The following is a 15,042-nucleotide window of genomic DNA, read 5'->3' as shown; positions in this document are numbered from 1 at the left end:
CTTTGACTTTTGCCTCTTCTTTGACTTTTGCTTCTTCTTTAGGCTTTACTATTTCTTGCACTTTCGCTTCTTCTTTGACTTTTGCCTCTTCTTTAGGCTTTACTATTTCTTGCGCTTTTACTTCTTCTTTGACTTTTGCTTCTTCTTTAGGCTTTACTATTTCTTGCACTTTCGCTTCTTCTTTAACTTTTACTTCTTCTTTGACTTTTACCTCTTCTTTAGGCTTTACTATTTCTTGTGCTTTCGTTGTTTCTTTCGCTTTTGCTACTTTCTGCGTCTTTACTTCTTTCTTTTCTTTAACTGATTTTTGTACTTTCGCTACTTGCTTCGTTTTCTCTTCGGTTTTCTTTTCAGTTGGTGCTGTACTTGATAGGAAAGAAACGTTTGCATAAGCAGTTTTTCCTTTATACTCAAATTGCAGCCATCCGTCTTTTACTTGATGCGTTGATTCAATTACATCATCTTTTTTTAGTCTGCCAAGAATTTCTGAATCCGTGTTTGCTTCAGTACGTACATTTAACAAATTCGCCGTTACATGATATACATCTTTTGTAAACTCCGAACTTACAAACACTTCTTTACCATTCAACTCAATTTTTGACCAGCCATCTTCGGTATTTATGACTTTTAACTCTTGCCCATTCTTTACTTTTTCGACCACTTTTGATTCTGTAGTCGGTTTTTCACGTACGTTAAGTACATCTGCTGTTACGATTGTTTCTGCGGTAGCAGTTGAGGTAAACGCCCCCAATCCAAAAATAGTTGCTGTTGCTGCGCCAATTACTTTTTTCATATTAGCCTCCATTATATTTTTTCGAATTTTATCAAATGTCTCCGTAAAATTGTATAATTTTACATAATATCAAAACATTCGCAACAGTATATTAATATTGTTTAATATACCGTTATTAAAACTCCTTACTCCAATACTATCAAATTCTCATTTCTAATTCTATATATTATAAATCTCCTTATCTTTTATAAAAGCTCCATGCTCTTCTTCACACTAAATAGTTGTAGCAATTCCCGCCAAAAATAAACTTACGATTGCTAAAATTTGAGTAGCGACAATAGCCCCTCTTAAATGAAACTTATAATCTTTATATCCTTTCATACCTTCCGTACTAGGAATCACAACAAACCTTGGAGTAATCCAGCAAAAAATTAGCCAATCAATTATAAGTAAATCTACTAAATTGAAAATCATTAAAATACCAAAATTGTGTAAATAGGCATCCATATACATTAACTTTTCATGCTTATGTAGTATATATGTAGAAACGAAAGGACTACCGAAAAGAATAGTATTATATACAATATTAAAATAAATGGTTTGCTTTTTTTCATGAATCGATTTTGGAAAAACTACTTTTTGAATATCTTTCGGATAATCAGTTAACGAAAGTCGAGGATTATAATATAAGGACCCTAAAATCATTACGGATAGTACAATAGACATGATGACACCAACGTACATCATTTGCTCAAATTGATTCATATACTGTATTCACCCTTTTCTGTAATTACTATGATGGTCATTCACTTAATTACATATTGTATGTACGTACACAATCAAAAATTAACAACTAGCTTTAATAGCGAAGCAAAATTGTTGTAATGCAAATGCAAATTTAATACAGTGGAAGCCTAATTGATACAGATAGGATTGGTGAAACCTATGAAAATTGAACATATTGCAATTTGGGTAAATGACTTAGAATGTATGCGTGATTTTTATATGAAATACTTTAATGGTAAAGCAAACTCTTTATATCATAATAAAACGAAACAATTTGAATCTTATTTTATTACGTTCGAATCTGGAGCAAGACTTGAACTTATGCGTAAAAAAGGGATTGAAAATAAGCCTAATTTAAACATAACCGGCTATGCTCATATGGCTTTTTCTGTCGGTAGTGAAGAACGAGTGAATGAACTGACAAAGGTGATAAAAGATGCTGGTTATCCTTTATTAAATGGACCACGTTTTACTGGAGATGGCTATTATGAAAGTGTAATAGGTGATCCAGAAGGCAATCAAATAGAAATTACGATTTAACTTACATTGTACAAGCTGCAGCAGAACAGAAGTACATGATCCATTATGGGGTTTAAATGTAATTCAAAAAATGCTTAGGATTTCTCCGAAGCATTTTTTGTATGTTACTAATACATTTATTCCTTAACCATTTAGTCAATGCTTGAGCCTATGGTCCCTTCTTTTACAAGTGAGGGCGCCCCTATTAATCTAAATAAGCGTCTCGTTTCCAATCTTCCAGCTAAACCATCTCCCGTGTCCTTCTGTTTCTCCAACCGTTTCACGATATTCGTTTCCGTTAATATAATAATCAATATGAAGGTCACGATCCCACATATTGTTATACAGGTGGAATACATCACGTTTTGCGCCGATTTCTTGTATTTGTTTTTCTAATTTATGTTTAACTTGTTCTGGTATTTGATTTGCGACGTGTGTATGGAAAATACAAATAACAGCTTCTTCACTTATTTGTTCAATAATAGATGATAATAGCTCTACACCGTCTCCTTCTATTAATTGGACAGATTCATTTTTCACTAAAGATGCAGCTTGATCAAACATCTCAAGCCTTTCTTTATGTTCTGGCCAAATTAAAGCACGTAACCATAAATAATCTTCCTCATTATGTAAATCATTCACATGTAAGTCCAGTCCGATTCTTTCTACGACAGATGGGCTTTCTTTTAGAAAATGCGGTACATTCTCCCCTCTTATTTCAGAAGTTACATGCACATTTGAATTTATATTTCCGTACATTTCATCCGTCCCGTACGAATAACGATATTGGTCCCAGAACAGTTGCAACCCAGAACTTGTCCCAATTTCAATTAACGCTAACGGCTTCTTCACTTTGTTAAATATGTAGCAGAAACTTGGGTATAAGTATGCGCACCGTCTTACTTCATTTGTTTGAACGAGTTTCGTTTGTAACAAAGTAATGATTTCTTCTCGGTACTCTTTACAGAAATCTTTAAAATGATTAAAAGCTTTATCTAAATTTGTATCAGCATTTTCAACTAAACTACTATAATACGTTTTTAAATGATGTTCTTTCCCTGCTAGCAATAAATAATGTACTGCACCTAATAGTAAGTTTGGGACTGGTTGACCTACCTGAGCATAGGACGATAGTGTAAGTACTTCCTCATCTTCAGCAATTTTCATTGATAAATATTCATATAAATCACTTGACCCTTTACATTCCTTTATTGAAAAGTTTCGAAATAAGTTTGAAATTTGTTCTTTTGTACACATTAGAGTCCCTCCTTTTTATTTTTCAGAATAATCTTACCATTACAGAAAGAATAATCCCATAAAAAGGTACTCGATTTAGTCACTTAAGGATACGTAAGCTTTTTCGAGATAATTTCAAACTGTAATTTTTTTCTATTTACCACCTTAAAAGAGCTTGTTAAATAAGATTTTTAGCGAATAAAACGTTAAATAGTTTAAAATTATCAGATAACACTAGATATTTTAGTCTATTAATTATTATAATAGAGTATGAGATGGTTATATAATTGAGACAAAAAAGGTATACACCTAGGTGGGGCCTAGGCGGTGTTTCTCTTTTACGGCTTAGACATAGAAAACACCTACACTTTTTTGCCAATATAGGGGATGGAGAGATTATCATGAGCAACATGCAGCAAAAAACAGACGTTATCTTAATTGGTGCAGGAATTATGAGTGCAACGTTAGGCTCATTACTAAAAGAATTAGCACCAGAATGGGAAATTAAAGTTTTTGAAAAACTCGCAAGTGCCGGGGAAGAAAGCTCTAACGAATGGAATAATGCAGGTACAGGGCATTCTGCGCTATGCGAACTGAACTATACTTCCGAAAAAGCTGACGGATCTATAGATATTAGTAAGGCTGTAAAAGTGAATGAGCAATTCCAGCTTTCAAGACAATTTTGGGCATATCTTGTAAAGAGCAAATTAATTCGTAATCCACAAGATTTTATTATGCCACTACCTCATATGAGTTTAGTACAAGGGGAAAAAAATGTTGAGTTTCTAAAAAACCGTTTTGAAGCGCTTTCAAAAAATCCACTGTTTCAAGGAATGGAATTTTCTGATGCTCCTGAAACATTAAAAAAATGGCTTCCACTCATTATGGAAGGTCGCACATCTAATGAACCGATGGCGGCAACGAAGATTGACTCTGGAACAGATGTTAACTTCGGTGCATTAACACGTATGTTGTTTGATTACTTAAAAACAAAAAATGTCGAGCTAAACTACAAGCATAGTGTCGAAAATATTAAGCGCACGAAAAATGGTTTATGGGAAGTAAAAGTACACGATATGAATAGTGGTAAAATTGAGCATCATACTGCTAAATTCGTCTTTATTGGCGGCGGTGGCGGTAGCCTACCTCTACTTCAAAAGACTGGTATCCCTGAATCAAAGCATATCGGTGGCTTCCCAGTAAGTGGACTATTTATGGTATGTAAAAACCAAAAAGTTGTAGAGCAGCATCATGCGAAAGTGTACGGTAAAGCTAAAGTTGGCGCTCCGCCAATGTCTGTACCTCATCTAGATACGAGATATATAGACAATAAAAAAGCCTTACTGTTTGGACCATTCGCAGGCTTCTCACCTAAATTCTTAAAAACTGGCTCAAATCTTGACTTAATCGGTTCTGTAAAACCGAATAATGTCTTAACGATGTTAGCCGCTGGTGTAAAAGAAATGGGACTTACAAAATACTTAATTCAGCAAGTTATGTTATCACATGAAAAACGTATGGAAGAATTACGCGAATTCATTCCGAACGCGAAAAGTGAAGATTGGGATATTGTAGTCGCTGGACAACGTGTACAAGTAATTAAAGATACTGATGCTGGCGGTAAAGGAACACTTCAATTTGGTACAGAAGTAGTAAGTGCAGCTGACGGCTCAATCGCCGCATTACTAGGCGCATCACCAGGTGCTTCTACTGCTGTTCACGTCATGCTCGAAGTATTAGAAAAATGTTTCCCAAGCCGCATGGTAGAATGGGAAGAAAAAATAAAAGAAATGATTCCTTCATATGGCATTTCACTAACTGAAAATCCAAGATTGTTCCAAGACCTTCACACTTCTACTGGTCGTACACTTGGATTAAACGAAAAAGAAACTGTTCATAATTAATGCAGAAATAAAAAAACGTCCGATATATTCGGACGTTTTTTTGTCTACTAAAAATTATACTTATCAATATTATCTTTCGTAAATACAACTCGTTCTGGTAATACGATAATTCCGTTCCCTTCTGCCTCATAATCATATCCTTGAATGGAGTTTGGCTCTACTTTCACTTTTCCAATTCCTTTTACTTCGAAGCTATCCCCTACTTTTAACTTCTTCCCTTTTACAACAATTTCATTTGCTACATACGTTGCGAGAGCACCTTGTTGTTTTACATCCCATAAACCAAATTGTTGTACTGTTCCTCGTTTTACATAATCACGCATAACGTTCGGTGTAGAAAATCCAGTTACCACTACTTTTTTATCCATTTTTAAGTTTTCAGCTGCCTGCGCCATTGCTGGGAGTGCTGTTGCATCTGGACAAATAACTGCGTTAATATCTGGATACGTTTTTAATATGTTCTCCCCTACGGATAAAGATTTTTGTGCATTATTTTCACCGTACTGCGTCGTTACAATTTCCCAGTTCGGATATTTCTTTTTAATAATTTCTTTCGCTTTCGTTACCCATTGGTTTTGATCCGTTACTGTCGGGCTAGAATAAAAGAATGCTACTTTTCCTTTATCTCCAATTTGCTTAGAAGTCATTTCTATTAATAAGTTAGCAAGTTGGTCTGGTGTTCCTTGGCTTATATAAAAAGAACGATCTTTCGGATTCACATCAGAATCCCATGTTAAGACGGTCATTCCTTTTTTCTTAGCACGTTGTAGTGATTGCGATAAACCATCAACTGATGTAGAGGAAACCATAAGTGCATCATAGTTTTGGTTAATAAAATTATTTATATACTTTACTTGCCCTGATACACTCGCTTCAGACGGCCCATCATATTTCACTTGTACGCCTAGCTTCTCTCCCATCTCCTTTGCTCCTTCACCTCCCGATGTGAAGAAACCAACTCCTGTTAATTTCGGAATAAATGCAAATTTCACATCATCAGCCTTTTTCTTATCTGCCGTTTGGCTAGAACACGCAATTAAACCGATTAAACAAATACATACAATCAATACAATCCCTAGTTTTCTCTTCATGACATTTCCCCCTTATGCAAATTCTGTCTTTTCCCCGCTAAAAATTGATGTAATTTGAAATGTCTCATAATAACTGAAAGAATAAGGATAATACCTATTACTACATTGGATTGTTCATTTGTTAAACCCGTCATTTGCAAGCCATACTGCATGAGCCCAATGAAAATACTCGCCAGTACAGTACCGAAAATACTTCCTTTTCCACCTGTAATAAGTGTCCCGCCTAATACAACTGCTGTAATGATTGGTAATATTGTTTCGCTTCCTATATCAGCACGTGCAGAACCGAAATATGCAGTTAAGAAAGCTCCTCCTAATCCACCTCCTAACCCAGAAAGTATGTAAGCAATGATTACTACTTTCTTCGTCTTAATCCCGGTGTATTTTGCTGCATTTTCATTCGCGCCTGTTAATTTTACGTGGCGCCCATATATCGTTCGGTGAAACAAAATCGTGCATACAATTGTTAATAAAATAAGTAGCCATAATAAATTGGGTATTCCTATAAAACTACCATTTGCTAGTTGTACATAAGTATCAGGTAAACCGCTTATCCCTTCATATCCAGAAGCACCTGCCCCTCCTGAAATGACGAGTGCAATTCCTCCGTATAAAAACATCGTTCCGAGTGTAACGACTAGTGGTTCTACATCTGTCAATTTTATAATAAGCCCATTTAAAGCTCCTGCTAAGCAACTGACTATAAGTGCCATTATTACTGCTAGTAAAATATGAATTCCATTCATCCAAAACACACCAATTAAAATCGAGGTTAGCCCCATAATTGATCCTACAGATACGTCAATTCCTCCTGTTACAATAACGAAAGTCATTGGAATTGCCGCGATTGCTATGAATAGAAAATCATTTGTACTAAAAAGGAGATTACTAATATTTAAGAAATTGCTGTTTATAAAACTAAAGAGAATGAATTCTATAAGAAGTAATATGATTAACACACCTTCCCATCTGTAAAAATACTTCATAGATTCATTCTCCTTTCTGCTTTCCACTTCTTCATGACGCTATCTAATATGATAATAAGTAATAGTAAAAAACCTGAAATAGCATTATTCCAAAATGCTGGTATTTTTAAAAAGATAAGTGAACTGCTTATCACTTCTAAAAACAATGCTCCTAGTGCAGCTCCAAATATAGAACCTGTTCCTCCTTTTAGATGAATTCCTCCTAGCACAGCAGCTGCAATCACCTGTAGTTCCATTCCTGTACCAGTTTGATTTGGAACGAACCCGATATTCATAACAAATATGCAACCAGCGAGCGCAGCGCTTATGCCTGAAATCATAAACGCATATATCTTCACTTTATTAACAGGTATACCAATAAGCCTCGCGCCATCTTCATTATCACCTACCGCATAAAAGTATCTTCCCAATGGCACTTTTCTTAAAAAGAAGTATAGTAGTAGTAAAATAATAAGAACGAACCATACAGTTATAGGTAAACCAAGAATGATGATAGATGACAGCTGCTTAAAATCGTTTGGAATATCTTCAATCCACTTTCCGCCTGTGAAAATTAACATTGCACCTCTAACAATTCCTAACATGCCTAATGTCATAATAATGGCTGGTACCCGAAACTTCGCAACTCCAATACCATTTACGAAACCGATAATGGCCCCAAGTATAATAGCTACAAATATCGACAAGAATGCACTATACCCATTCGTTAACATCATTCCGCAAACTGCTGCACTTAATCCCATGCTTGAACCAACTGATACATCTATATTTTTCGTAAATAAGACGAACGATTGACCGATTGCTAGCACGACTAAAATAACGCTTGATTTCATCAGTAACGATAACGAGGTAAATTGAATAAAACTAGGGTTTATCATCCCTACAATAGCTATATAAATTAGTAGTAACAGTATGATAGACGTTTCGTGCATTTTATACATACGTTTCATTCCGTTACACCTCCGTATGCAAGGCGTGTAACTTCATTCACACTCAGTTGTTCTTTTTCCATATGAGAAACAAATCGCCCATTTCTCATTACATATACACGGTTTACTAATTGGATAATTTCTTCAACATCTGAAGAGATTAATAAAATTGCGAGTCCTTCCCTTTTCATTTTTTTTATCGTCTCATACACTTCAAGCCTTGCTTTCGCATCAATTCCGCGAGTCGGCTCATCAAGAATAATAATTTTCGGATTACATGCAAGATACTTCGCAAGCACGACCTTCTGCTGATTACCTCCTGATAAAGATGCCAATTCTTTATTCATATTCTGTACAACAATTCGGAACTGTTCTATAAACGAATTAACTAAAGCGCTTTCTTTTTCTTGATTTATAAAAAAGCGATTATTTTGATATAAACTTGCTGCTGCAATATTTTCTTTAACAGAAGCAATTGAGAAAATTCCATTCCTCGCCCTATCCTCTGGCACATAAACTAGGCCTTCGTCTAGCCTTTTATGCAAAGAACACGTATCAATTGATTTTCCACCCAATAAGATAGACCCTGATTTTATAGTTTTCAATCCAAATATCGCTTCTGCTAATTCCGTTCTGCCAGATCCTATAATGCCAGCAACACCTACAACCTCACCCTCATGTACAGTGAATGATATATTTTCGAATGCGTGACCATTTATATCAACCACTTCTAATATTTTTTTCGTCTTTGCTGTCTCTTGAACTACTTCTATTTTCTCTTTCTGTTTATATCCTTTTGGCAATAGTCCCTCCATCAGCATGTCATATGTATAGTCACATACATCACCTTGGCTTACAACCATTCCATCACTTAGTATTGCTACTTTGTTGGCAATTTCAAAGATTTCTGGAAAACGATGCGTAATATAAATCATCCCAATTCCTTTTTCTTGTAAACTTTTCATCAACACAAAAAGACTCTTAATTTCGTGTGTTGTTAATGTCGATGTTGGCTCATCTAGAATAAGAATCTCAGCTTCTCTTATTAATCCTCTAACGATTTCTACTAACTGTTGTTGCGCAATCGATAATGTTCCTCCTAGTTTATTAAGGTCAATATCCCATCCTAAGCTGCTAATCAATTGCTGAATCTGTACTTTTAGTTTCTTTTTCTTTTCTTTTAACCCGATACATATATTTTCTTCAATAGTCATATGCGGAAAAATGAGTGGTTCTTGCGGTATTAAATAAATACCTTTTCGGTGTGCTTCTGATGGATTTGAAAACTGTTGCTTCATTCCTTTTACATACATCTCTCCATCATCATACGAATATAACCCCGTTAATATTTTCATTAATGTCGATTTCCCGGCGCCATTTCTACCAACTAAAGCGTATATATCACCATGCTCTACTTGTAAGTTCACTTCCTTTAGCACAAGTTGATTCGAAAACGCCTTACTCATTTTCTTCACTTGTAATAAGGGCACATTCTCCACATGATGTCACCTGCCTTTACCCAGAACATTTTTTGAGAAAATGATTATTTGTTCTACTTGTTTTGTAGCATTGTATATTCCTTTTTTTATATCTAGAACACTTTTTTCTACGTACTATTAATCGTTCCAACTGGAATAAACAAAATATATGGTACATATGTTTAAGCTGTGGTCAATTGTTGAAAGGGATGAAGAGTATGACTCAGCTGAACTTTGAAGAAAATTTATTAACTAAAGTAGCTTGGTACTATTATAAAGACCAATTAACACAACAGGAGATCGCGTCACTTCTTCATATTTCAAGAAATAAAGTCGTCCGGTTATTAGATAAAGCGCGCAGTGAAGGTATCGTTACATTTCACGTAAAAGGAACCGGTTTGCATTGCTTGAGCATTGAACGTGACTTAATGAAAAAGTTCCACTTAAAAGATGCTTTCATTATCCCTACTCCAATAAACAATTATGCTACTTCTCTCGGAAAAGCCGCTGCACAATATTTAGAGACTCATCTCCAACAAGGTGATTTACTCGGCATCGGCTGGGGTGAAACGATAAGTAAAATGCTAGAAAACATTCATTTTGAAAGTTCTATCAACCTTTCAATCGTAACGCTAACAGGCGGGGTAAATCACTATCTCCCGAGAAAACAAAACTATTTACACTACATGCAAGGCGAACTTCACATTATCCCTACGCCGTTTCTAGCGTCTACAACCGAAATGGCACAAAGTATTCTATCAGAACCGAGTGTAAAAGATATGCTTCAAGTCGCTTCACTTGCTCATACGGCTGTTGTCGGTATTGGGGGATTATCTCAAGACGCTACGATTGTAAAAGAAGAAAAATTAACACTACGTGAGATGACATATATTCGTAGTCAAAACGGTGCTGGCGATATTTTAGGACAGTTTTATAATACAAATGGCGATTTATTAGAGCTCTCGCATCACAATCGTCTAATTGGCACGCCCCTCTCTATTTTGCGCAATATGAATCATGTCGTCGGTGTTGCTGGAGGTACTGAAAAGATAGATGCAATTTATGGTGCCTTAAAAGGAAAGTTTATTCATTCATTAATTACCGATGAGGAAACTGCCCTCTCCTTATTACGAAAGGATGGTGATTGTTAATGTCCCATTTATTAGCTTTCGATGCTGGTACAGGGAGCATTCGAGCAGTTCTTTTTGATTTACATGGTAATCAAATTGCAGTAAGTCAAAAAGAATGGATTCACAAATCTGACCCTCGTTATCCAGGCTCTATGAACTTTGATGTAATAGAAAATTGGAAGCTAGTACAAGAATGTACGAAAGAGGTTCTTCAAAAAAGCAATACCCCTGCCTCTTCTATTCTTGCTATTAGCGCTACAAGTATGCGAGAAGGTTTTGTTTTATATGATAAACATGGGCAAGAAATATGGGCATGTGCAAATGTTGATGGCCGTGCATCCGCTGAAGTTAGTGAGCTAAAAGAAATCCGCTCACATCTTGAAAAAGATTTATACAGAAAATCTGGGCAAACTTTTTCATTGGGTGCTTTACCACGTCTACTTTGGATTAAAAAACATGAACCAGACGTCTATAGCAATATTCACTCCTTTACGATGTTAAATGATTGGATTTTGTATAAATTAAGCGGCGTACTGCAAATCGACCCTTCCAACGGTTGTACGTCCGGAATCTTTGATTTACAAAATAGGAATTGGGATAACGATGTCGCTAAAGAGTGTGGTATAAATTTGCCATTTTCACCAAAAGTAAATGAAGCTGGCACTGTGATTGGTAATGTTTCAAAAGAGTGTGCAACACTAACTGGTTTACTTGAAGGGATTCCTGTCGTCGCTGGCGGCGGTGATGCTCAAATGGCAGCACTCGGGACTGGAGTCGTAAACCCAAATCAAACTTTAATATGCGGCGGCAGCTTTTGGCAACAAGAAGTGAATGTTACTGAGCCAATAACAGATCCACATGCTGCGATTCGAGTAAATTGTCACGTCGTTCCGAACCTTTGGCAATATGAAACAATCGCCTTTTTCCCAGGTCTCGTTATGCGCTGGTTTCGAGAGGCTTTTTGCCAAGAGGAAAAGAAACTAGCTGATAAGCTCGGTGTAGATGCTTATGCATTATTAGAAGAACAAGCGAAAGACGTACCTGTCGGCTCACATGGTATTATCCCTACTTTTTCAAACGTAATGAACTACATTTCTTGGCGTCATGCCGCACCTTCTTTTTTAAATTTAAGTTTAGATGCTGACAAATGTGGAAAAAAAGAACTGTTCCGTGCTATTGAAGAAAATGCTGCCTTCGTTACACTTGGTAACTTAAAATTAATAGAAAATCTCACAGGAACATTCCCTTCTGAAGTCATTTTTGCTGGCGGTGCTGCTAAAGGAAAACTATGGCCACAAATTCTAGCGGACGTCCTTGGTATTCCTGTAAAAGTACCCGTTGTGAAAGAAGCAGCTTCTTTAGGAACTGCGATTGCTGCTGGAGTTGGCGCAGGCATCTATTCATCTATGGAAGAAACTGCTGAACAGTTTGTACAGTGGGAGCACACATTCGAGCCAATTACTGAAAATCATGAACTATATAAAGAATTCTATGAAACATGGAAAACTGTGTATGACAGTCAACTCGCTTTAGCTGATAAAGGGCTCACTTCACATATGTGGATTGCGCCTGGTGCTCTGTAACACCTTACATAAAGGAGTGAAAATGTATGTTAAAAGCGAATGAAAATGACTTCTCCTATCGCTTCGGTGATAATGGGCCGAAATATTTAATACAAGGTCCGAATATTGATCTTGGCCTTGTTGTCATTCAGCCTGGGCAAGAGTTTCAAAATCACTACCATACGACGTGCGAGGAAGTCTTTTATGCATTAGAAGGTGAAATTGATTTCTATGTGAATAATGAAAGAGTTCCAATTAAACAAGGTGATGTCCTGCAAGTTCGTCCTCATGAATCTCACTATCTGATTAACCATTCTGACAAACCTTTTAAAGCTGTTTTTATAAAGTCACCACATTTACCAAATAAAGATACAGTACAAACGGAAAATCCAACATTAACGAAGGAGTGATTTGGAATGACTTGGGGATTTAAAAATCGATTAAATACAATTTTACCTGATGGCAGAGCGGTAATGTTAGCGATAGATCACGGCTACTTTTTAGGGCCAATTCACGGGCTTGAACAGCCACTTGAAACTGTTAAAAACTTACTTCCTTACACGGATTCTCTCTTTTTAACGCGTGGTGTACTTAGCTCCTGTATTCCTGAAAACTGCAGCACACCGATGGTTATGCGTGTATCTGGCGGCGCTACTGTCGTCGGTAAAGATTTAGCGAATGAAACAATTGTTACACCTGTGAAAGAAGCAGTAAAACAAAACGCAATTGGCGTCGGCGTTTCTGTTTTCATTGGATCAGACTATGAAACACAAACTGTTACAAATCTCGCAAATGTAGTTTCTGAAGCTCATGATTACGGCCTGCCAGTACTCGGCATTACCGCAGTCGCAAAAGAATTACAAAAACGTGAAGCTCGCTTTCTAGCACTTGCTTCCCGCGTATGTGTTGAAATGGGTGCTGATATTATTAAAACGTATTACTGCGAAGGATTCGAAAAAATAACGAGCACATGCCCTGCCCCAGTAGTCATCGCGGGCGGCCCCAAACTAGATTCAATTGAAGACGCATTAAACATTACGTACAATGCGTTGCAAGAAGGCGCAATTGGAGTAGACATGGGCCGAAACATATGGCAATCCGAGCACCCAGCTGCGATGATCCAAGCAATACATGGCATTGTAAAAAATGGATTGAATGTGAAAGAGGCACTCCAATTATTCGAAGATGTAAAAAATTAAGCTAAAATATAAACAAAATCAATATTTACCATAAAGAAAAGCCCATATGTTAGATTACTTAGTAATCTAACATATGGGCTTTCTTGTATATTTTTTATCGTTCCGAATTTGATCAGATTTCTACAGGTAGCGCACATTCCAAACAATCTCACCGCGTTCGCCAAACGTACTATGATGCCGCTTAAAGCCTATCTTTTCTAACACCCGAAAAGACGCAGTATTCCAAGCACCTACAGTAGACCAAAGTCTTTGGCGCCCCGTAGCAATCGCTGCCTCTAGCACTGCTGATGCTGCCTCTGTCGCATAACCTTTGCGATGAGCATGTTGAAACAACTCATATGCAATCTCTGGCTCTTCAAGCGTGGAACGACCAATGATTAAGCCACAGTATCCGATAAAATCACCTTCTTCTCGCCTACGTATAGTAAGAAGAGAAATGCCATTTTCAGTTGCTTTCTTGCGCATTTCGATAAGAGAGCTACGAACAGATTCAATGGTTGGCATGTCCACCCCACGTTCACCAATTAATTTTCTCAGCCAGACTGCATCAGATTCCTCCCACATATTCAGATCGAGTCGTTCCGTTTTTAACTGGAACGCCATATCTTTAAAAACAGCTGTCATAGCGGTAACCTCCTATTTATATCACTGTACTACTTATAATAGTTTCGTACTTTACCATATGGGAAACCTGCTTGATTCATACATTATTATTATTTTATGCATAAGCAATTTCTTTGCAAAATAGAACTTGTTTTCAAACTTCATTTTAAGTCTATAACATTTGATTTACACTTAATATTTAAAAATGTATTGCCCTTTCTTTTTTGCTAAAATAAAGAAAAGGAGGAATGATTATGCAACGAATGAATTTTGAACGCCCTACTGATTATTACGATGAAAGATTATATACTATCGATGAAAAAATTTGTGCCCTATTAAAAGAACGGAAAGAACTTTCAGGTGGTGATCCAGGTTTTCCACATGATGAAGCTATTTATAAATGGGCAAAGCAATACGGATTTTATCCAGACTATTTAAATTCACTGTTCTCTTCTATGATGGACGAAGGTGAATTTAAACCTCGCGTCGAACCAACTACATTCAAAAAACATATACCTATTTTTAAAACGTATGAACATAAAGGTATCATGTATACCGTAACTTTTATTCGGCAATATGCAAATGCTAGTGTAGTTTATTTATATAGCGATTGGGATTCTACGAATGATGCTTTTAATGAAAATAAGCCTCATAGTTTCTTTCAATTATCAATAGATGATACATATGACTGCTGGTCAGAAGGTGGTGGCGGCACTGATGGACATTTTAGTCATCATTTCGTTATATCTCCTGCCCTTCCTGATAATTTGTCTGGAATAAGCTTACGATTTAAAGAACTCAATATGCCGTTTAGAAAAGATCAAGCTGTACTTGAGTTTGAAATTCAATTGGATTAAAAAGAGCGTAATCTAGCTGGAAATTAGAC

Annotated in this window: 15 protein-coding genes; 7 read left to right on the top strand and 8 right to left on the bottom strand. The window is 36.4% G+C overall.

Annotation, left to right across the window (positions count from 1 at the left end):
* Together ACTFRY_RS09635 and ACTFRY_RS09630 are read right to left on the bottom strand one after the other, a co-directional pair.
* A partial coding sequence (locus ACTFRY_RS09635) for an SH3 domain-containing protein (RefSeq protein WP_440032341.1) occupies positions 1–793 on the bottom strand: 793 nt, incomplete at its 3' end.
* Between the two features lie 213 nt (positions 794–1,006).
* Positions 1,007–1,498, bottom strand: a complete 492-nt coding sequence (locus ACTFRY_RS09630) for a hypothetical protein (protein WP_061664871.1) — start codon at positions 1,496–1,498, stop codon at positions 1,007–1,009.
* Between the two features lie 180 nt (positions 1,499–1,678).
* Between ACTFRY_RS09630 and ACTFRY_RS09625 the strand changes: the two genes are divergently transcribed.
* A complete protein-coding gene (locus tag ACTFRY_RS09625) occupies positions 1,679–2,059 on the top strand; it encodes a VOC family protein (protein ID WP_000687534.1) in 381 nt (126 codons plus the stop codon).
* 189 nt (positions 2,060–2,248) lie between these two features.
* On the opposite strand, the gene ACTFRY_RS09620 is transcribed toward ACTFRY_RS09625, so the two are convergent.
* Positions 2,249–3,295, bottom strand: coding sequence for a DUF2332 domain-containing protein (locus tag ACTFRY_RS09620; protein ID WP_016118113.1), 1,047 nt, complete (start codon positions 3,293–3,295; stop codon positions 2,249–2,251).
* 380 nt (positions 3,296–3,675) lie between these two features.
* On the opposite strand from ACTFRY_RS09620, the gene ACTFRY_RS09615 reads away from it, so the two are divergent.
* Positions 3,676–5,178 carry a malate:quinone oxidoreductase gene (locus ACTFRY_RS09615; protein ID WP_000069138.1) on the top strand — a complete coding sequence of 501 codons (1,503 nt, stop codon included), beginning with the start codon at positions 3,676–3,678 and terminating at the stop codon, positions 5,176–5,178.
* Between the two features lie 47 nt (positions 5,179–5,225).
* Here ACTFRY_RS09615 and lsrB read toward each other — a convergent pair whose 3' ends face one another.
* Genes lsrB through ACTFRY_RS09595 form a run of 4 tightly spaced genes read right to left on the bottom strand, consistent with a single transcriptional unit; the run spans position 5,226 to position 9,683 of the window.
* Complete coding sequence (gene lsrB, locus ACTFRY_RS09610; RefSeq protein WP_000823656.1) at positions 5,226–6,269, bottom strand: autoinducer 2 ABC transporter substrate-binding protein LsrB; 1,044 nt, start codon at positions 6,267–6,269, stop codon at positions 5,226–5,228.
* The gene (locus ACTFRY_RS09605; RefSeq protein ID WP_044584575.1) at positions 6,266–7,255 is read right to left on the bottom strand and encodes an ABC transporter permease; all 990 of its coding nucleotides are present in this window, start codon (positions 7,253–7,255) and stop codon (positions 6,266–6,268) included. The genes lsrB and ACTFRY_RS09605 overlap by 4 nt, the downstream gene beginning before the upstream one ends.
* Positions 7,252–8,205, bottom strand: a complete 954-nt coding sequence (locus tag ACTFRY_RS09600) for an ABC transporter permease subunit (protein ID WP_044797286.1) — start codon at positions 8,203–8,205, stop codon at positions 7,252–7,254. Before ACTFRY_RS09600 ends, ACTFRY_RS09605 begins: the two co-directional genes overlap by 4 nt.
* Positions 8,202–9,683 carry a sugar ABC transporter ATP-binding protein gene (locus ACTFRY_RS09595; RefSeq protein ID WP_016118115.1) on the bottom strand — a complete coding sequence of 494 codons (1,482 nt, stop codon included), beginning with the start codon at positions 9,681–9,683 and terminating at the stop codon, positions 8,202–8,204. The genes ACTFRY_RS09600 and ACTFRY_RS09595 overlap by 4 nt, the downstream gene beginning before the upstream one ends.
* A gap of 197 nt (positions 9,684–9,880) precedes the next feature.
* Between ACTFRY_RS09595 and ACTFRY_RS09590 the strand changes: the two genes are divergently transcribed.
* The 4 genes from ACTFRY_RS09590 to lsrF are packed head-to-tail and all read left to right on the top strand — an operon-like array spanning position 9,881 to position 13,553.
* On the top strand, positions 9,881–10,813 hold the full coding sequence (locus ACTFRY_RS09590) for a sugar-binding transcriptional regulator (protein WP_000192702.1): 933 nt from the start codon (positions 9,881–9,883) through the stop codon (positions 10,811–10,813).
* Positions 10,813–12,375, top strand: a complete 1,563-nt coding sequence (gene lsrK / locus ACTFRY_RS09585) for an autoinducer-2 kinase (RefSeq protein WP_016118116.1) — start codon at positions 10,813–10,815, stop codon at positions 12,373–12,375. The genes ACTFRY_RS09590 and lsrK overlap by 1 nt, the downstream gene beginning before the upstream one ends.
* 26 nt (positions 12,376–12,401) lie before the next feature.
* Entirely contained in the window at positions 12,402–12,764 is a 363-nt protein-coding gene (locus tag ACTFRY_RS09580) for a cupin domain-containing protein (RefSeq protein ID WP_000909986.1), read from the top strand.
* A 6-nt stretch (positions 12,765–12,770) separates the two neighbouring features.
* Positions 12,771–13,553 carry a 3-hydroxy-5-phosphonooxypentane-2,4-dione thiolase gene (gene lsrF, locus ACTFRY_RS09575; protein WP_044797288.1) on the top strand — a complete coding sequence of 261 codons (783 nt, stop codon included), beginning with the start codon at positions 12,771–12,773 and terminating at the stop codon, positions 13,551–13,553.
* A gap of 120 nt (positions 13,554–13,673) precedes the next feature.
* On the opposite strand, the gene ACTFRY_RS09570 is transcribed toward lsrF, so the two are convergent.
* Complete coding sequence (locus ACTFRY_RS09570) at positions 13,674–14,177, bottom strand: GNAT family N-acetyltransferase (protein WP_044797289.1); 504 nt, start codon at positions 14,175–14,177, stop codon at positions 13,674–13,676.
* Positions 14,178–14,410: 233 nt separating this feature from the next.
* On the opposite strand from ACTFRY_RS09570, the gene ACTFRY_RS09565 reads away from it, so the two are divergent.
* On the top strand, positions 14,411–15,013 hold the full coding sequence (locus tag ACTFRY_RS09565) for a hypothetical protein (protein ID WP_142345319.1): 603 nt from the start codon (positions 14,411–14,413) through the stop codon (positions 15,011–15,013).
* The last annotated feature ends 29 nt before the right edge of the window (positions 15,014–15,042 follow it).

The organism is Bacillus cereus group sp. MYBK195-1, assembly GCF_051916605.1.
Classification (GTDB): domain Bacteria; phylum Bacillota; class Bacilli; order Bacillales; family Bacillaceae_G; genus Bacillus_A; species Bacillus_A cereus.
Note: the sequence above shows the minus strand (reverse complement) of the source record. Positions and strands in the feature narration are given on the sequence as shown.